This window comes from Sphingopyxis sp. 550A, from assembly GCF_053569535.1.
Genome location: NZ_CM131615.1, coordinates 3,866,216 through 3,882,324, shown reverse-complemented (window position 1 = coordinate 3,882,324; position 16,109 = coordinate 3,866,216). Strand labels below are relative to the sequence as shown.

20 protein-coding genes are annotated in these 16,109 nt (G+C 66.5%); 16 read left to right on the top strand and 4 right to left on the bottom strand.

Features of this window, described 5'->3' with window-relative positions; all coding sequences use genetic code 11:
- Positions 1–131 precede the first annotated feature (131 nt).
- From rpmG to ACVENA_RS18745, 4 genes are all read left to right on the top strand, one after another.
- Entirely contained in the window at positions 132–299 is a 168-nt protein-coding gene (gene rpmG / locus ACVENA_RS18760) for a 50S ribosomal protein L33 (protein WP_003042331.1), read from the top strand.
- A gap of 245 nt (positions 300–544) precedes the next feature.
- On the top strand, positions 545–1,516 hold the full coding sequence (locus ACVENA_RS18755) for a magnesium and cobalt transport protein CorA (RefSeq protein WP_449326616.1): 972 nt from the start codon (positions 545–547) through the stop codon (positions 1,514–1,516).
- A 148-nt stretch (positions 1,517–1,664) separates the two neighbouring features.
- Positions 1,665–2,330 carry a helix-turn-helix domain-containing protein gene (locus tag ACVENA_RS18750; RefSeq protein ID WP_449326615.1) on the top strand — a complete coding sequence of 222 codons (666 nt, stop codon included), beginning with the start codon at positions 1,665–1,667 and terminating at the stop codon, positions 2,328–2,330.
- A gap of 187 nt (positions 2,331–2,517) precedes the next feature.
- A complete protein-coding gene (locus ACVENA_RS18745) occupies positions 2,518–4,098 on the top strand; it encodes an ABC-F family ATP-binding cassette domain-containing protein (RefSeq protein ID WP_449326614.1) in 1,581 nt (526 codons plus the stop codon).
- Between the two features lie 129 nt (positions 4,099–4,227).
- Here the strand turns inward: ACVENA_RS18745 and ACVENA_RS18740 are convergent, their stop codons facing one another.
- A complete protein-coding gene (locus tag ACVENA_RS18740; RefSeq protein WP_449326613.1) occupies positions 4,228–4,713 on the bottom strand; it encodes an Lrp/AsnC family transcriptional regulator in 486 nt (161 codons plus the stop codon).
- Positions 4,714–4,861: 148 nt separating this feature from the next.
- On the opposite strand from ACVENA_RS18740, the gene ACVENA_RS18735 reads away from it, so the two are divergent.
- Positions 4,862–4,984, top strand: coding sequence for a hypothetical protein (locus tag ACVENA_RS18735; RefSeq protein ID WP_449326612.1), 123 nt, complete (start codon positions 4,862–4,864; stop codon positions 4,982–4,984).
- 175 nt (positions 4,985–5,159) lie between these two features.
- On the opposite strand, the gene ACVENA_RS18730 is transcribed toward ACVENA_RS18735, so the two are convergent.
- Complete coding sequence (locus tag ACVENA_RS18730) at positions 5,160–5,522, bottom strand: response regulator (RefSeq protein ID WP_297660503.1); 363 nt, start codon at positions 5,520–5,522, stop codon at positions 5,160–5,162.
- Between the two features lie 87 nt (positions 5,523–5,609).
- On the opposite strand from ACVENA_RS18730, the gene ACVENA_RS18725 reads away from it, so the two are divergent.
- The 4 genes from ACVENA_RS18725 to ACVENA_RS18710 are packed head-to-tail and all read left to right on the top strand — an operon-like array spanning position 5,610 to position 8,154.
- Complete coding sequence (locus tag ACVENA_RS18725) at positions 5,610–5,882, top strand: DUF3572 family protein (RefSeq protein WP_449326611.1); 273 nt, start codon at positions 5,610–5,612, stop codon at positions 5,880–5,882.
- Positions 5,879–6,520 carry an HAD family hydrolase gene (locus ACVENA_RS18720; RefSeq protein ID WP_449326610.1) on the top strand — a complete coding sequence of 214 codons (642 nt, stop codon included), beginning with the start codon at positions 5,879–5,881 and terminating at the stop codon, positions 6,518–6,520. Before ACVENA_RS18725 ends, ACVENA_RS18720 begins: the two co-directional genes overlap by 4 nt.
- A 10-nt stretch (positions 6,521–6,530) precedes the next feature.
- The gene (locus ACVENA_RS18715) at positions 6,531–6,998 is read left to right on the top strand and encodes a RidA family protein (RefSeq protein ID WP_257545994.1); all 468 of its coding nucleotides are present in this window, start codon (positions 6,531–6,533) and stop codon (positions 6,996–6,998) included.
- A 7-nt stretch (positions 6,999–7,005) separates the two neighbouring features.
- A complete protein-coding gene (locus ACVENA_RS18710; protein ID WP_449326609.1) occupies positions 7,006–8,154 on the top strand; it encodes a GNAT family N-acetyltransferase in 1,149 nt (382 codons plus the stop codon).
- A gap of 28 nt (positions 8,155–8,182) precedes the next feature.
- Here ACVENA_RS18710 and ACVENA_RS18705 read toward each other — a convergent pair whose 3' ends face one another.
- Together ACVENA_RS18705 and panC are read right to left on the bottom strand one after the other, a co-directional pair.
- Positions 8,183–8,497, bottom strand: coding sequence for a hypothetical protein (locus ACVENA_RS18705; RefSeq protein ID WP_257545990.1), 315 nt, complete (start codon positions 8,495–8,497; stop codon positions 8,183–8,185).
- A 218-nt stretch (positions 8,498–8,715) separates the two neighbouring features.
- Positions 8,716–9,555, bottom strand: coding sequence for a pantoate--beta-alanine ligase (panC, locus tag ACVENA_RS18700; RefSeq protein WP_449326608.1), 840 nt, complete (start codon positions 9,553–9,555; stop codon positions 8,716–8,718).
- A gap of 83 nt (positions 9,556–9,638) precedes the next feature.
- Here panC and ACVENA_RS18695 point away from each other — a divergent pair, with 83 nt between their 5' ends.
- The 7 genes from ACVENA_RS18695 (at position 9,639) to ACVENA_RS18665 (ending at position 16,104) form a co-directional block, all read left to right on the top strand.
- Entirely contained in the window at positions 9,639–10,448 is an 810-nt protein-coding gene (locus tag ACVENA_RS18695) for a division plane positioning ATPase MipZ (protein WP_449326607.1), read from the top strand.
- A gap of 27 nt (positions 10,449–10,475) precedes the next feature.
- The gene (gene pgmG, locus ACVENA_RS18690; RefSeq protein ID WP_449326606.1) at positions 10,476–11,858 is read left to right on the top strand and encodes a phosphoglucomutase/phosphomannomutase PgmG; all 1,383 of its coding nucleotides are present in this window, start codon (positions 10,476–10,478) and stop codon (positions 11,856–11,858) included.
- A 197-nt stretch (positions 11,859–12,055) separates the two neighbouring features.
- Positions 12,056–12,865 carry an LPS export ABC transporter ATP-binding protein gene (gene lptB, locus ACVENA_RS18685; protein ID WP_449326605.1) on the top strand — a complete coding sequence of 270 codons (810 nt, stop codon included), beginning with the start codon at positions 12,056–12,058 and terminating at the stop codon, positions 12,863–12,865.
- 139 nt (positions 12,866–13,004) lie between these two features.
- The gene (rpoN, locus tag ACVENA_RS18680; protein ID WP_449326604.1) at positions 13,005–14,465 is read left to right on the top strand and encodes an RNA polymerase factor sigma-54; all 1,461 of its coding nucleotides are present in this window, start codon (positions 13,005–13,007) and stop codon (positions 14,463–14,465) included.
- A 274-nt stretch (positions 14,466–14,739) separates the two neighbouring features.
- Entirely contained in the window at positions 14,740–14,865 is a 126-nt protein-coding gene (gene ykgO / locus ACVENA_RS18675) for a type B 50S ribosomal protein L36 (RefSeq protein ID WP_003046794.1), read from the top strand.
- A 97-nt stretch (positions 14,866–14,962) separates the two neighbouring features.
- Entirely contained in the window at positions 14,963–15,580 is a 618-nt protein-coding gene (locus ACVENA_RS18670; protein ID WP_449326603.1) for an HAD family hydrolase, read from the top strand.
- A complete protein-coding gene (locus ACVENA_RS18665) occupies positions 15,577–16,104 on the top strand; it encodes a GNAT family N-acetyltransferase (protein WP_449326602.1) in 528 nt (175 codons plus the stop codon). Before ACVENA_RS18670 ends, ACVENA_RS18665 begins: the two co-directional genes overlap by 4 nt.
- The last annotated feature ends 5 nt before the right edge of the window (positions 16,105–16,109 follow it).

Here is a 16,109-nt window from a genome sequence, read left to right as displayed (position 1 = left end):
CGCGCGGATAAATGGGGGCGGCGCCCGACGCGCGGCCCTCTTTGTTTTTCACAGCAACCGCCGGGGCCCCCAGTCCCGCCACATGCGCCGGATGTCTCTGCGGATGTGTCAATAGTTCGAGGAACAGGGCCATGGCCAAGCCGACGACCGTCAAGATCAAGCTGGTGAGCACCGCCGACACGGGCTTTTTCTACGTCACCAAGAAGAACCCGCGCACGATGACCGAGAAGATGTCGGTGCGCAAATATGATCCGCGTGCGCGCAAGCACGTTGAGTTCAAGGAAGCCAAGATCAAGTGATGCCTCTCCCCATGCGCCGACGGCGCGTGGGTGGATAAGGCTTCACTCCCGCTTGAGCGGGAAGCCAGAAGGGCGGCCGCGTGCCGCCCTTTTTCGTGGTGAAAGGTCGCGCGGGGCCTCTCGGAAAGACTGGGCTACGGCCTGTCCGGCCACGATAGCCCTTGGCGCTGGGCCGACTTCGCGCCACAACGCTCTGCATGAACCGCACCTCCACCGTCGCCGCTGTCGCATAAGGACTCGAACCGATGCCGATCATGGCCGCCCGCCATTATCATCAGGGCAAGCTCGTCCGCGACCTCGGCCCCGACGACGTCATTCCCGAGGATTGCGCCGACGCGGATTTTTTCTGGCTCGGCCTGTTCGAGCCGACCCCCGACGAACTCGGCGGGATCGCCAAGCGCTTCGGCCTCCATCCGCTCGCGGTCGAGGATGCGCTGAAGGCGAAGCAGCTTCCCAAGGTCGAGGTTTATGGCGATCAGCTTTTCGTCATCGCCGCGACCGCCACGCTGGATGGCGACACGATCCAGTCGGGCGAGACCGCAATCTTCCTCGGGCGCCATTTCGCGGTCACCGTCCGCCACGGCTCGGCGCGCGCGCATACCGAGGTGCGCGCACGGCTTGAGACGTTGCCCGCGAAGCTCGCGCATGGCCCCGACTATGTCCTCTATGCGATCCTCGATTTCATCATCGACGGCTATTTTCCGGTGATCGACGCGATCGAGGATCGACTGCTGCTGGTCGAGGAAAGCGTGATGGATACGCCGCTCGACGCCGAGGAAATCCGCCACCTCTATTCGCAGCGGCACGAGATCATCCGGTTTCAGCGCATCGTCGGGCTGATGAAGGACGTTGCCGCCCGCCTTGTCGGCAGCGCCGATCTGCCGTGGATCGACGATGCGGTGCGTCCCTATTTCCGCGATGTGTGGGACCATGTCCAACGCGCCGAATTCCGCCTGTCGGGGCTGCGCGAAGTCGCGGGGTCGGTCGTCGATACCAATTCGCTGCTCGAGCAGCAGCGGCAGGGCGCGATCACGCGCCAGCTTGCGGCCTGGGCGGCGATCCTCGCGGTGCCGACCGCGATCGCGGGAATCTATGGGATGAATTTCGAGCATATGCCCGAACTCGGCTGGACCTTCGGCTATCCGTTCGCCATTGCCCTGATGGCGAGTATCTGCGGCCTTCTCTATTGGCGGTTTCGGACGATCCGCTGGCTCTGATTGCGTTCGCTCCGTCGCGTCGCGGCCGGTGGCGGGCAACCCGCGACGCCTCCCACGCATTTCGGGCCACGCATTTCGGGTGGGCGCCTCCGGTTCGGAGTGCCTCCCGCTAACCTTCTTTTAATCGGTTGCTCCGACACCCGTCTTCATGGCCATAACCGGATATCTCCTCCCCGCAGCGCCAGGCGCCGACGCGCGCGGCAGCACCCGCCGCAAGCTCAGCCTTCCCGCAGAGGGGAGGCAGAGCGGCGGCAGCGGACTTGCGGTGCTCGTCCACAATATTTCGGAAACGGGATTGCTCCTCGAAAGCGACGCCGCCGTTGCGGTTGGTGACCGGATCGAGATCGACCTGCCGCACGCGGGCGAAAGCCCGGCGACCGTGATGTGGATCAGCGGGCGGCTCGCCGGTTGCCGCTTCGACGCTCCGGTATCGCCCGCGACGCTGAGCGCTGCGCAACTCCGCAGCAGCGTCACGCACGATCCGCATTTCGACGATGAGGCCGCTTCGCCCGCCGATCAGGCCTTCGGAGGCCGGCTTCAGCGTCTGCGCGCGCAGGCGGGCCTCAACCAGGCCCAGCTTGCCGACCGCATGGGCGTCAGCGCGCCCGCGGTTTCGGGCTGGGAAAAGGGGCGCGCGCGGCCCAAGCACAGCCGCATGGCGGCGCTCGCCGCTATCCTGGGGGTGCCGACATCCGAACTGCTCCGCGATCAGCCGCCCGAGGCGCTTGAGGATCTGATCGAGCGCAGCCGCGCCCAGATTGCGACGATGGTCGGAACCAGCGCTGACAAGGTGCGGATCATCATCGAGCTGTAAGGCGGCGTCCTGCCCTCAATGACGAAGATGGGGAAGTCCAGAGCCCCACGTCGCCCCGGCCATTCCGCTTGCCCTCGCACCGATCCGCCCTATATTCATGTCCACGCGACACCAAAGGAGTGAACAGGATCATGGATCTGAACTGACCGCATCGCCCGCAAGCCGTGCCTTCAGGAAAGTTCTGTCCATGCCCTCGATCACCCTCGCCAACGTCAGTTGGTCCACGCCCGATAATCGCACCATCCTCTCGAACCTCGAACTCGCCTTTGCGTGCGAACGCACCGGCATTGTCGGACGCAACGGCGTCGGCAAGTCGACGCTGCTGCGCCTGCTGACCGGCGAGCTGACGCCGGCATCGGGGCATGTCGCCGTCGACGGCCGCGCCCGGCTGCTCCGCCAGTCGGTGCAGATCGGCGCCGGCGAGACGATCGCCGACCTGTTCGATGCGCGCGCGGGGCTCGCGCTGCTCCGCAAGGCAGAGGCGGGAGAGGCGAGCGTCGAGGAGATCGCCGAGGCCGACTGGACGATCGAGGCGCGGATCGACGAAGCGCTCGCCGCGGTCGGCCTGCCATTGTCCGCCGACACCCCGCTCGAGGCCTTGTCGGGCGGCCAGCGGACGCGCGCCGCGCTGGCGGGCGCGATGTTCGGTGCCCCCGACTTCCTGCTGCTCGACGAGCCGACGAACAATCTCGACCGCGAAGGGCGCGCCGCGGTGCGCGAACTGCTGCGCGGCTGGCGCGGCGGCGCGATTGTCGTCAGCCACGACCGCGAATTGCTCGAAGAGATGGACGCGATCGTCGAGCTGACCGCGCTCGGCGCCGCGCGCTACGGTGGCGGGTGGAGCGCCTATCGCGCGCGCAAGGAGGTCGAACTCGCCGCCGCCGAAGCCGAGCTTGCGGGTGCCGAAAAGCGGCTCGACCAGAGCCGGCGCCAGGCGCAGGCGACGGCTGAGAAGCAGGACCGGCGCGATGCCGGCGGGCGGCGCAAGGCGGCACGCGGCGACATGCCGAAGATCGTCATCGGCGGCCTCAAACGCCGCGCCGAGGAAACACGCGCCTCGGCCAGCCGCCTCGCCGAACGCCAGCGCGGCGCGGCCGAGGAGGCGGTTGCAGCGGCGCGCGGCCGGATCGAGGTCGTCGACCCGCTGTCGGCGGGGCTGCCCTCGACCGGCCTTCCCGCTTCGCGCACCGTGCTTGAATTGGGTCGCGTCACCGCGGGCTATGTGCCGGGACGGCCGGTGATCGCCGATCTGTCGCTGACGATCACCGGGCCCGAGCGCATCGCGATCACCGGCCCCAACGGGTCGGGCAAGTCGACGCTGCTCGCGCTCGTCGCGGGGACGCTCGCGCCCTGGTCGGGGCGGGTACGCGTGCCGGTGCCCTTCGCCTTGTTCGACCAGCGCGTGTCGCTGCTCGACCCTGCGCTGTCGATCGCCGACAATTTCCTCCGCCGCAATCCCGGCACGACGAACAATCAGTGCCGCGCGGCGCTCGCGCGCTTCCGTTTTCGTGCCGATGCCGCCGACCGTCTCGCCGGCACGCTCAGCGGCGGCCAGACGCTCCGCGCCGGCCTTGCCTGCGTCCTCGGCGCGCCGATGCCGCCGCAGTTGCTGATCCTCGACGAGCCCGGCAACTACCTCGATCTCGATTCGCTGACCGCGATCGAGGCGGGGCTCGCCGCCTATGACGGCGCGCTGCTCGTCGTCAGCCACGACCCTGCGTTTCTGGAAGCGATCGGGATCGAACGCGAGATGGCGCTGGGGCGGTAGGAGGGGGATGCGCGAGAGCTTTGCTCAACGTTCGTCATTCCCGCGAAAGCGGGAACCCGGTTGCGACCTTGGCGCGCTGGGTTCCCGCTTTCGCGGGAATGACGAGGATAGGGGGCCGAGCAAGCCCCCTCACCGGTCGCGCAACGGCCGCCGGGCGGCTTCATTCTCGACGATGTGGCGGATCGTGATCAGCGTCTTGAACGAATGGACGCCCTTGTCTTCGCCCAGTGCGCGGCGGGTGAAGAGGTCATATTCCTCCATCGACCCGACCTGGACCTTGAGCAGGAAATCATCGTCGCCGGTGATATCCCACGCAGCGGTGATTTCGGGATGGCGGACGATCTCGCGCGCGAAATTGTCCATCGTCTGCGGCCCGGCCTGTTCCATCCGCACGAGCACGTGCATGGTGAGCGCCGAGCCGGTGAGTGCGGGGTCGACCAGCGCGATGTCGGCGACGATCACCTTCACCTCGCGCAGCCGGCGGAGGCGGCGCAGCACCGCCGAAATCGACAGTCCGACCGTGTCGGCAAGCACCCGTGCGGGCTGGAGATTGTCGCGGCGGACGAGGTCGAGCAGGCGGCGGTCGAAACTGTCGAGGTCGATCATTTTTCGCATATTATGACGTATAGCGCAAAAATTGTTCGACGATATGCCGAATTTCGGCGCCAATAGCCGATGCGAATCGCCTAGATGGTTCGCATCCGAACCGTTCGAGCCGACCGGCTCTCTCCCTTCCCTGCGGTTCGGATGCAGGAGATCGAATATGGCCCGCATCGCACCCGAAACCAACTGGCTCCAGCGCCTCTGGACCTCGGTGGTCGAAACCTCCGCCGCCGCAGTCGCGGCGCATTATCACGCCCCGTGGGAGCGCGCGGCAAAGCGCTGAGCGGCTGTCCGTCGCCCCCGCTTTTCCGAATGAAGGCGATCGACCCGAATGGCTGGAGCGCGGACCCATATTTCGTCATCCCGGACTTGATCCGGGATCCATTCCTTCTTCGCCGGTTTGAATGGACCCCGGATCAAGTCCGGGGTGACGAGGCAAGCAGCGGCAAACTTGCCGCTCAGGCAAAAGCCCCGACGCTCTCGATGAACTTGATCACCGAAATCGGTTTCGAGACATAGGCTTCGGCCCCGGCGGCGCGGATCTGTTCCTCGTCGCCCTTTCCGGCATAGGCGGTAACCGCCATGATCGGCACCGCGCGCAGCGTCAGGTCGGCCTTCATCTGGCCGATCAGCTCGAGCCCGCTGACGTGCGGGAGCTGGATATCCATGATGATCAGGTCGGGCGCGATCTCGCGCGCCTTCGCCAGCGCGTCGCGCCCGTCGCGCACCGGATGCGCCTGATAGCCGTGGGCGTTGAGCAGGTCGCAGAACAGGCGGAGGTTCAGCTCATTATCCTCGACGACCAGGATGGTCTTGCCCATGTGAAATCTCTTCCCCACCTTGCGTGCGCGGCCCGTTTAGGCGAATCGGCGGCACGACACAATTCATCGCGGCGAAGGGATTTCCGATTGGACGAGGATGATGCGGCGCTGACGCTCCACGCGCTCGGCTGGATTTTGAGCGACGAACCGCGCGCCGAGCGGCTGCTCGGCCTGACCGGGCTCGATCCCGATTCGCTGCGCGCGTCGCTCGGCGAGCAGGCCACGCTCGCTGCGATCCTCTCCTTCCTCACCGCCCATGAGGCTGATCTGATCGATTGTGCCGAAGCGCTTGAGGTGAAACCCGAATCCCTTGCCGCCGCCGCGCGGCGGCTCGAAGGAAACCAGAGGATGGACGCATGACCCGCCCGCTCGTCATCACCGATTGCGACGAGGTGCTGATGCACATGGTCGTCCCCTTCGCGCAGTGGGTTGACGAGGCGCATGGCGTGCTCTTCCGCATGGAGGATGCGAGCTTCGCCGGGGCGCTCAAGCGCAAGGAGTGCGGCACGCCGCTGGAGGCGGCCGAGGTCTGGCCCTTGCTCGACGGCTTCTTTCGCACCGAAATGGGGCGGCAGACCGAGATTCCGGGCGCGATCGCGGCGATGGCGGCGATCGGTGCCATCGCGGACATCGTCGTGCTCACCAACGTCGGCCCCGACCATCAGGCGGCGCGCGGCGCGCAGCTTGCCGCGCTCGGCTTCCACGCGCCGGTGATCGGCAGCCGCGGCGGCAAGGGCGAGCCGGTGCGCGCGCTGATCGCGGAGCACCGGCCCTCGGTCGCGGTGTTCATCGACGATTTGCCGAACCACCATCATTCGGTGGCGATCGAGGCGCCCGAGGTCTGGCGGCTCCATTTCGTCGGCGAGCCCGCGATCGCCGACAAGGTGCGCCCCGCGAAACATGCCCACGCGCGAATCGACGATTGGAGTGCGGCGCGGGGCTGGATATTGGCGCGGCTTGCCGAAAATATTCCGGCCCCGGCCCCGCAACCCGTATAAAGGAACGATCATGTCCGACATCCCCGCCAAGCTCGCCGCCCTCGGCCTCGACCTGCCCAAGCCCGCCGCGCCGGTCGCGGCCTATGTGCCCGTGGTCGAGCAGGGTGGACTGCTCCATATCTCGGGCCAGCTTCCGTTTCGCGATGGACAGGTGGTCACCGGCCGGCTCGGCGCCGATATGGACGAGGCGACGGGCTATGATGCGGCGCGCCGCTGTGCGCTGATGCTCGTCGCGCAGGTCGGCCAAGCGGTCGGCGGCGACTGGTCGCGGGTCGAGAAGATCGTCAAGCTCGGTGTTTTCGTGAACAGCGACCCCGGCTTCACCGCGCAGCCGAAGGTCGCGAATGGCGCGTCGGAACTGATGGAATCGCTGTTCGGTGAAGCGGGCCGCCACGCGCGCAGCGCGGTCGGCGTGTCGGTGCTGCCGCTTGGCGCCGCGGTCGAGGTCGATGCGATCGTCGCGGTGAAGCCGGCGTAGGATATCCGTGGCCGAAGCCGACCCGCCCGCGCGGACCGTCACGCTCGGCGGCGGCGTCGCCGCGGTCGATGCGGCGGCGTGGGACGCGCTCGCGGGCGGGGGCAATCCGTTCGTCAGCCATGATTTCCTGGCGTTGCTTGAGCTATCGGGCAGCGTCGGACCCGGAACCGGCTGGCAGGCGGCGCCGATCTTGGTCGAGGATGCCGATGGCGTGCTGATTGCCGCCGCGCCCGCCTATCTAAAATCGCACAGCCAGGGCGAATATGTCTTCGATCACGCCTGGGCCGATGCCTGGGCGCGCGCCGGGGGTGATTATTATCCGAAGCTGCAGATCGCGGCGCCTTTCACCCCGGTGCCGGGGCCGCGCCTGCTTGCTGAAGACGAAGAGGCGGCGTTGCTGCTGATCCGCGGCGCCGAAGCGGTGGTGCGGCAGAACGGGCTGTCATCGGCGCACGCGACCTTCGTCGCGCCCGAACAGATGCCGCTGTTCGAGCGTGCGGGCTGGCTGGTCCGGCGCGACATCCAGTTCCATTTCGCCAATGCGGGTTACGCCGGCTTCGACGATTTCCTCGCCACGCTGACCTCTGCCAAGCGCAAGCAGCTCCGCAAGGAACGCGCGCGGGCGGTCGAGGGCCTGCGGATCGAGGAGGTCACGGGCGAGGCGATCGGCCCCCACCATTGGGATGCGATGTGGGCCTTTTATCAGGACACCGGCGCGCGCAAATGGGGGCATCCCTATCTGACCCGCGCGGCATTCGACCTGATGGGGCGGCGCATGGCCGACCGGATCATCCTCGTCATCGCTTATGACGGCGCGGCGCCGGTTGCGGGGGCAATGCATTTCCTAGGGGCCGACACGCTTTACGGCCGTTACTGGGGCTGCGTCCGCGACATCCCCTATCTGCATTTCGAGCTTTGCTATTACCGTGCGATCGACATCGCGATCGAGCGCGGCCTCCGCCGCGTCGAGGCCGGGGCGCAAGGCGGGCACAAGCTCGCACGCGGCTATGGCCCCGTTGCGACATGGTCGGCGCACTTCATCGCCGATCCGGGCTTCCGCCGCGCGGTCGCCGACTATCTGGAACAGGAGCGCGCGGCCGAGGCGCAGGAAATGGAATGGCTGGAAGGGCATATGCCGTTCCGACGGGCCGATTGATCCGCGGCCGCAGCGCGAACCGTAAGTTTCAGGCCGCGAAGCGCCGGGCCGCCGGGCGGCGTGCGGTTTCGTCGAGCCAGGCGCGCGCCTGGCGCTGGGCTTCGGCGATTTCGTCGCGGCTCATTTCGTCCGACAGTTCGGCACGGCAGCGCTGGCCTTCGAGGCTGCCGCCGAGCGCGGCGAGATTGAACCATTTATGCGCCTGGATCAGATCGACATCGACCCCGCCGGTCCCGGTGGAAAAAGCGATGCCGAGATCGAAATAGGCATTGGCGTCGCCGCGCGCGGCGTCGAGCAGACGGCTTTCGATCAGATATTGGGCAGACTTCAGACTGTTCGCCATGATAACCCCCTTTGCCTCCACCCCACATGGAGACCTCGGCCCCCAAAGTTGCGGTTTATGGTCAACAAAGCGTTAACGACGGCGCCGATTTTTAGGGATAATGCGAGAAAGGGCCGGGAATCCGGTATTTTCTCCGTCATTGCGAGCGCAGCGAAGCAATCCAGGGCGGTTTACGCACACTTTGGATTGCTTTGCTGCGCTCGCAATGACGGGGTCGTCTACTCCACCGCCAGATTGTCGATCAGCCGCGTCTTCCCCATCCGCGCCGCGGCGAGCAGACGCGCGGGTTTGCGGAAAGCGGTCAACCTTTCGAGGCTGTCGGCATCGGCGAGCGCGACATAGTCGACGCTGTCGAAACCGCCCGCGACGATGTCGGCTTCGGCCTTCGCGAGGGCTTCGCCGACATCGGCGCCGCCCGCGATCGCCTTTGCCGCCGTCTTCAGCGCGCCGGGAAAGGCGGTCGCCGCCCCGCGCTGCTCCTTCGACAGATAGGCGTTGCGCGATGACAGCGCGAGGCCGTCGGCGTCGCGCGCGATCGGCGCGCCCAATATGTCGAGCGCGAAGTCGAGGTCGCGCGCCATGCGGCGGATGATCGCAAGCTGCTGCCAATCCTTTTCGCCGAAGATCGCGATGTCGGGGCGCACCTGGTTGAACAGTTTCGACACGACCGTCGCGACGCCGTCGAAATGGCCGGGCCGGGCCGCGCCGCAATAGTTGGCGCCGAGTTCGGCGACCTCGATATGCGTCGAATGGCCAGCGGGATACATGGTGCCGACGTCGGGCGCCCACAGCAGCGCCACGCCCGCTTCGACCAGCAGCGCAGCGTCGCGATCCTCGTCGCGCGGATAGGCAGCATAATCCTCGTTCGGGCCGAACTGGGTCGGGTTGACGAAGATCGAGACGACGACATGGTCGGCAACGCGCCGCCCCATGCGCACGAGCGACAGGTGCCCGTCGTGGAGCGCACCCATCGTCGGCACCAGCGAGACGCTTTTTCCGCCCTGCTTCAGTGCCGAAACGGCACGGCGCAGCATCGCGATGTCACGGATGATTTGCACGCTTGCCCTGCCTCCGATATTGGCGGCGCAACGACCACCCCAAGCGGCTCCCATGCGCCGCCAACAGGAAAATCGCAACGCTCATGACGACGCCCGCCCCGCACCGCATCATCTTTGCCAATGAAAAGGGCGGGACCGGCAAATCGACCTGCGCGGTGCATTTCGCGGTCGCGCTGACCAGCCTGGGCTGGCGCGTCGCGGGGATCGACCTCGACCCGCGCCAGCGCACCTTCCACCGCTATCTCGAGAATCGCGAGAATACCGCGAAACGCCGCGATATCGATCTTCTCACCCCGCGCTTCGAGGTGTTCGAGGGGTCGACGATCGAAGAGCTCGACGCGCAGGTCGCGCGGCTGGCCGAAGACGTCGATTATCTGATCGCCGACACGCCGGGACGCGACGACATCTTCGCGCGCCACCTCGCGACCACCGCCGACACGCTCGTCACCCCCATCAACGACAGCTTCATCGACTTCGACCTGATCGGCCAGGTCGATCCCGAGACGTTTCAGGTCGTGCGCCCCAGCTTCTACTCTGAACTCATCTGGGACACGCGCAAGGCGCGTGCGAAGAGCGACGGGCGGACGATTGACTGGATCATCCTGCGCAACCGCCTCCAGCATGTCGACGCGCATAATATGCGCCGCGTCGGCGAGGCGCTGAACCAGCTGTCGCGCCGGGTCGGCTTTCGCGTTATCCCGGGGCTCGGCGAGCGCGTCATCTATCGCGAGCTCTTCCCCGCCGGTCTCACCCTGCTCGACAAGGCGCATCTCGGCGGCATGGGGATCGGCCATGTCGTCGCGCGGCAGGAACTGCGCGAAGCGATGGGCGGACTGAACCTTCCGGCGCGCGAGCGGTTTCATCCCGACGGGGATCTGTTCGCCGCCGCCTGACCGCCTTCTCCCCCAAGAGGATCAGCCATGACCCATATTTTCCACCCGACGATGCTGCGTGAATACGACATCCGCGGCGTCGTCGGCGACACGCTGTCGGCCGCCGACGCCACCGCGATCGGAAGGAGCTTCGCGACACTGATCAAGCGCGCAGGGGGCAGGCGGGTCGCGGTCGGCTATGACGGGCGGCTGTCGTCGCCGATGCTCGCCGAGGCGCTGATCGAAGGGATCAACGCCGCCGGAGTTGATGCGCTGAATGTCGGGCTCGGGCCGACGCCGATGCTCTATTATGCCGCGTCAACCGAGGATGTGGACGGCGGCATACAGATAACCGGCAGCCACAATCCCCCCGACTATAACGGCTTCAAGATGGTGTTTCAGGGCCGTCCCTTCTTCGGCGCCGACATCCAGCGGATCGGCGAAATCGCCGCCGCGGGCGATTGGGAAAGCGGCGAGGGATCGTCGCAGAGCATCGACATCGTCGACGCCTATGTCGACCGGCTGACCCAGGACTTCGCCGGCGGCGCCTTCCGCATCGGCTGGGACGCCGGCAACGGCGCCGCGGGCACCGTCATCGAAAAGCTCACCGCGCGGCTGCCCGGCGAGCACCATCTTCTCTATACCGATATCGACGGCCATTTTCCGAACCACCATCCCGATCCCACGGTCGAGGCGAATCTGGCCGATCTCAGGAAGCTGGTCGCGGAGAAGAGCCTCGATTTCGGCGTCGCTTTCGATGGAGACGGCGACCGCATCGGCGCGATCGACGGCGAAGGGCGGGTGATCTGGGGCGATCAGCTGCTGCAAATCTATGCCGCGGCGGTGCTGAAGGAGCATCCCGGTGCGACGATCATCGCCGACGTCAAAGCCAGCCAGGCGCTGTTCGACCGCGTCGCCGACCTCGGCGGGAAGCCGCTGATGTGGAAGACCGGGCACAGCCTGATCAAGGCGAAGATGAAGGAAACCGGCAGTCCGCTGGCGGGCGAGATGAGCGGGCATATCTTCTTCGCCGACCGTTATTACGGCTATGACGACGCGCCTTATGCGGCAGTGCGGTTGATCGAGGCGGCGACCAGGCTCGGCAAGAGCGTCACCGAGCTCCGCGGCGAGATGCCCGCGATGGTCAACACCCCCGAGCTCCGCTTCCAGGTCGACGAGGTGCGCAAATTCGCCATTGTGGACGAGGTTCTGGCGCGGCTGACCGCGGCGGGCGCGACGGTCGACCGCACCGACGGCGCGCGGGTGCTGACTGACGACGGCTGGTGGCTGCTCCGCGCCTCGAACACCCAGGACGTGCTCGTTGCGCGCGCCGAGGCGAAGGACGAGGCGGCGCTGGCGCGGCTGATGGCGGCGATCGACGAGCAGCTTGCGCTGTCGGGGGTGGAGCGGGGCGAAAGCGTCGGGCATTGAAGCCTGCGAGCGTGATCATCTTTGCGTGAACAAGCCGTGTTCCCCCGCCTTTGCGGGGACACGCGATCTTATTCAAGACCCCAACCTCTCCCCTGGAGGGGAGGGGCTTTTTGTCCCTGCAAAATCCCTGCCAGATTGACCTTTGCCGTATCGCTGCGGTAACGCGCGCATGGGGCTAGAACGGAACCGACCTCTCTATGACCGACGAAACCACGACCCTGCCGGCCGAAGGCGACCATGGCGTTTCCGAGCACCGCGCTCACGTCCAGGAGGATGCCGCGGCGGGCAACGGGCTCGCCGTCATCTCGATCGCCAAAAGCTATGACAAGCGCGTCGTTCTGTCTGACGTGTCGCTGTCGGTCGGCAAGGGTGAGGTCGTCGGCCTGCTCGGCCCCAATGGCGCGGGCAAGACGACCTGCTTCTATTCGATCATGGGGCTGGTGCGGCCCGACGCCGGGCGCATCATGCTCGACGGTGCCGACATCACCTCGCTGCCCATGTATCGCCGCTCGATCCTCGGCCTTGGCTATTTGCCGCAGGAAACCTCGATCTTTCGTGGCATGACCGTGGCCCAGAATATCGCGGCGGTGCTCGAACTCGCCGAGCCCGACAAGATCGCGCGCGAGCGGCGGCTCGAGGAGCTGCTCGACGAATTCGGTCTTGCGCGGCTCCGCGATTCGGCGGCGATGGCGCTGTCGGGCGGCGAGCGCCGCCGGGCCGAGATTGCCCGCGCGCTGGCGGCCAGCCCGTCGATCATCCTGCTCGACGAACCGTTTGCGGGGATCGACCCCCTGTCGATCAGCGACATCCGCGACCTCGTCGCCGATCTGAAGACGCGCGGCATCGGCGTGCTGATCACCGATCACAACGTCCGCGAGACGCTCGACCTCGTCGACCGCGCCTGCATCATCTACGACGGCAAGGTGCTGCTGGCCGGATCGCCCGCCGAACTGGTGGCCGACCCCGAAGTCCGTCGCCTGTATCTTGGCGAGGGATTCTCGCTGTGATCGCACCGCACAATCGAAAATGGTTCGTGTTCCCCCGCGAAGGCGGGGGTCCATCTCCGGACGGCGTTATGCCGAACCGGCAGGAGATGGGTCCCCGCCTTCGCGGGGACACACGAATTTTCTAATGCAATAGCCACCTATGGCGTTGGGTCCGCGCCTCGATTTACGCCAGTCGCAATCGCTGGTGATGACGCCGCAGTTGCAGCAGGCGATCAAGCTGCTTGCGTTGTCGAACCTCGAACTCGAAGCCTATCTGGCCGAGGCGCTCGAGGGCAATCCGCTGCTCGACACCGCGCCCGCCGATCGCGATGAGGGCGGCGCGGATGAGGGCGGCGAGGAGGCGCCGCCGGCCGCCGACGTGCAGCCCGATACCGATGCGGCGCTGTCCTCCGACGCGGGCACCGCCGACGATCTCGACGTCGATTTCGTCGAGGAGCGTTTCCACCACGACAGCGCGAGCGATTCGGTCGGCCTGTCGGGCGAGGCGAGCGAAGGCATCGATTTCGACAGCTTCGCCGAGCATGACGGCACGCTCCACGACCATCTGCTCGCGCAGGTCGGCGAGCGCTTCGACGGGATCCAGGCAGTGGTCGCGGCACAGCTTGTCGCCTTGATCGATGAGGCGGGCTATCTGCGTGCCGACCTGCCCGATCTCGCGGCGCAACTCGGCGTGCCGCTGGCGCTGGTCGAGGCGGTGCTCGCGGGCGTCCAATGCTTCGACCCGTCGGGTGTCGGCGCGCGCGACCTTGCCGAATGCATCGCGATTCAGGCGCGCGAGGCCGACCGCTACGACCCCGCGATGGCGACGATGATCGCGCACCTCGATCTGGTGGCGAAAGGCGCCTTCCCGCAATTGAAGCGCATCTGCGGCGTCGACGACGAGGATCTCGCCGACATGATCCGCGAGCTGCGCGGCTACGACCCCAGGCCGGGCCTGAAATTCGGCGGCGACGCGGTGCAGGCGGTCGTCCCCGACCTCTATGTCCGCCAGACCGCAAAGGGGTGGGCAGTCGAGGTCAACAGCGGCACCTTGCCCCGCCTCCTCGTCAACCGCCGCTATTATGCCGAACTCGCGCAGGGCGCGGCTGCGAAGAGCAAGGCGTGGCTGTCCGAGCAGCTTGCGGGGGCCAACTGGCTCGTCCGCGCGCTCGACCAGCGCCAGCGCACGATCGTCAAGGTCGCGAGCGCGATCGTCAAGCAGCAGGAGGGCTTCTTCCTCCACGGCGTCGCGCACATGCGCCCGCTGACCCTGCGTCAGGTCGCCGAGGACATCGGTATGCACGAATCGACCGTCAGCCGCGTCACCAGCAACAAATATCTGTCGTGCGCGCGCGGGCTGTTCGAGCTCAAATATTTCTTCTCGTCGGGCATTTCGGCGACCGAGGGCGACGGCGCGGTGTCGGCTGAGGCAGTCAAGAGCCGGATCAAGGCGATGATCGAGGCCGAGGATGCCAAGGCGATCCTGTCCGATGAGACGATCGCGCAGAAACTGTCGGCCGAAGGCCACGACATCGCGCGGCGCACCGTGGTCAAATATCGCGAGGCGATGGGCTATGGCTCGTCGGTGCAGCGGCGGCGGCAGAAGGCGCTGGCGGGGTAATATCCGATTCGCGCAGAGGACGCAGAGATCGCAGAGGATTTGGTTCACGCGGAGGCGCGGAGACGCGGAGGAAAAAAGGAGATTGGCGGCTTTGCCGCCCTTTTTATTCTCTGCGCACTCTGCGTTCTCTGCGCGAACATAATCTTCTCCGCGTCTCCGCGCCTCCGCGTGAACCTTTTCCGCAGAGAGGATGGTCGGACCGGTTGACTTTTCTCGCCTATCCCCATAGGTGCGCCGCTTCGCGTAGCAACGCCAAGATTTACGGAAAAGACCCATGAAGATTCGCAACAGCCTGAAGTCGCTGAAGGACCGCCACCGGGACAACCGCGTGATCCGCCGCCGTGGCCGGACCTATGTGATCAACAAGACCAACCGCCGCTTCAAGGCGCGCCAGGGCTGATGGCCCTGCCGGGGCGCTCGCCGCCCCGCGCGCATCTGCGAGCCAGCGTGACGCCGTCGGATGCTTCCGGCGGCGCTTTCGCGTGTCTGGAGGATCGATGATCGAGCGCTGCGTGATTTTCGACGTCGGCCGTGTCCTGTTCGACTGGGATTTGCGCCATCTGTTCGCGAAGTTGATCGCCGACAAGCGCGAGCTCGACTGGTTCGTGACGACCGTTGTCACCCCCGAATGGCATTTCCAGCACGACGCGGGCCGCCCGCTGGCCGAGATGGTGCCTGAATTGAAGGCCGAATTTCCGGGCCATGCGGCGCTGATCGACGCTTATGCGACGCGCTTCAACGAAACGATTCCGGGGCCGGTGTCGGGAAGCCTCGAACTGGTCGAGCGACTGGACGCGGCGGGCGTGCCGCTGTTCGCGATCACCAATTTCGGACATGAATTCTGGGAGGTTTTCCGCCCGACCCAGCCGGTATTCGACCGTTTTCGCGATATCATCGTCTCGGGTACCGAGAAGATGGTGAAGCCCGATCTCGCGATCTATGCTCTCGCGATCGAACGATTCGGCATCGACCCTGCAGGGGCGCTGTTCATCGACGACGTGGCCGCGAATGTCGCGGGCGCCGAATCGGTCGGGATCGCCGGGCATCGTTTCGTCGATGCGGCGACACTCGAACGCGACCTTGTCGCGCGGGCCTATCTGGCGGACCGGTCATGATGATTCGGATTGCGACCAGCGAAGACCTTGCGGCCATGCGCGACCTGATGCGCCGCGCGATTGAAGAGTTGCAGCGCGACTTTTTGTCGGCGGCCGAAGTGCGCGCGAGCCACGCGGTGATGGGGCTCGACACCCAGCTTGTCACCGACGGCACCTATTTCGTCGCGACGATCGACGGCGTGCTGGCGGGATGCGGTGGCTGGAGCCGGCGCGCGACGCTCTATGGCGGCGATCATAGCAGCGACCTACGCGAGCCGCGCCTGCTCGACCCCCGAACCGAGGCGGCGCGCGTGCGCGCAATGTATACCGACCCGGCGTTCACGCGCCGCGGCGTCGGGCGCGCGATCCTCGAAGCGTCGGAAGCCGCTGCGCGCGCGGCGGGTTTCACCGCCGCCGAACTGATGGCGACGCTCGCCGGCGAACCGCTCTATCGCGCGAGCGGCTATGTCGAGATCGAGCGCACCGCCGCGCCGGTCGACGGCGTCGACGTCCCGCTGATACGGATGCGCAAGCTGCTCGTCTGAGAGCG

Coding starts and splice junctions, on each gene's coding strand:
- ACVENA_RS18705 (WP_257545990.1), bottom strand. CDS start 8,497: ATGGCGAACAGTCTGAAGTCTGCCCAATATCTGATCGAAAGCCGTCTG.
- rpmG (WP_003042331.1), top strand. CDS start 132: ATGGCCAAGCCGACGACCGTCAAGATCAAGCTGGTGAGCACCGCCGAC.
- ACVENA_RS18665 (WP_449326602.1), top strand. CDS start 15,577: ATGATGATTCGGATTGCGACCAGCGAAGACCTTGCGGCCATGCGCGAC.
- ACVENA_RS18730 (WP_297660503.1), bottom strand. CDS start 5,522: ATGGGCAAGACCATCCTGGTCGTCGAGGATAATGAGCTGAACCTCCGC.
- ACVENA_RS18755 (WP_449326616.1), top strand. CDS start 545: ATGCCGATCATGGCCGCCCGCCATTATCATCAGGGCAAGCTCGTCCGC.
- ACVENA_RS18720 (WP_449326610.1), top strand. CDS start 5,879: ATGACCCGCCCGCTCGTCATCACCGATTGCGACGAGGTGCTGATGCAC.
- lptB (WP_449326605.1), top strand. CDS start 12,056: ATGACCGACGAAACCACGACCCTGCCGGCCGAAGGCGACCATGGCGTT.
- ACVENA_RS18745 (WP_449326614.1), top strand. CDS start 2,518: ATGCCCTCGATCACCCTCGCCAACGTCAGTTGGTCCACGCCCGATAAT.
- rpoN (WP_449326604.1), top strand. CDS start 13,005: ATGGCGTTGGGTCCGCGCCTCGATTTACGCCAGTCGCAATCGCTGGTG.
- ACVENA_RS18735 (WP_449326612.1), top strand. CDS start 4,862: ATGGCCCGCATCGCACCCGAAACCAACTGGCTCCAGCGCCTCTGGACC.
- ACVENA_RS18695 (WP_449326607.1), top strand. CDS start 9,639: ATGACGACGCCCGCCCCGCACCGCATCATCTTTGCCAATGAAAAGGGC.
- pgmG (WP_449326606.1), top strand. CDS start 10,476: ATGACCCATATTTTCCACCCGACGATGCTGCGTGAATACGACATCCGC.
- ykgO (WP_003046794.1), top strand. CDS start 14,740: ATGAAGATTCGCAACAGCCTGAAGTCGCTGAAGGACCGCCACCGGGAC.
- ACVENA_RS18670 (WP_449326603.1), top strand. CDS start 14,963: ATGATCGAGCGCTGCGTGATTTTCGACGTCGGCCGTGTCCTGTTCGAC.
- ACVENA_RS18750 (WP_449326615.1), top strand. CDS start 1,665: ATGGCCATAACCGGATATCTCCTCCCCGCAGCGCCAGGCGCCGACGCG.
- ACVENA_RS18715 (WP_257545994.1), top strand. CDS start 6,531: ATGTCCGACATCCCCGCCAAGCTCGCCGCCCTCGGCCTCGACCTGCCC.
- ACVENA_RS18740 (WP_449326613.1), bottom strand. CDS start 4,713: ATGCGAAAAATGATCGACCTCGACAGTTTCGACCGCCGCCTGCTCGAC.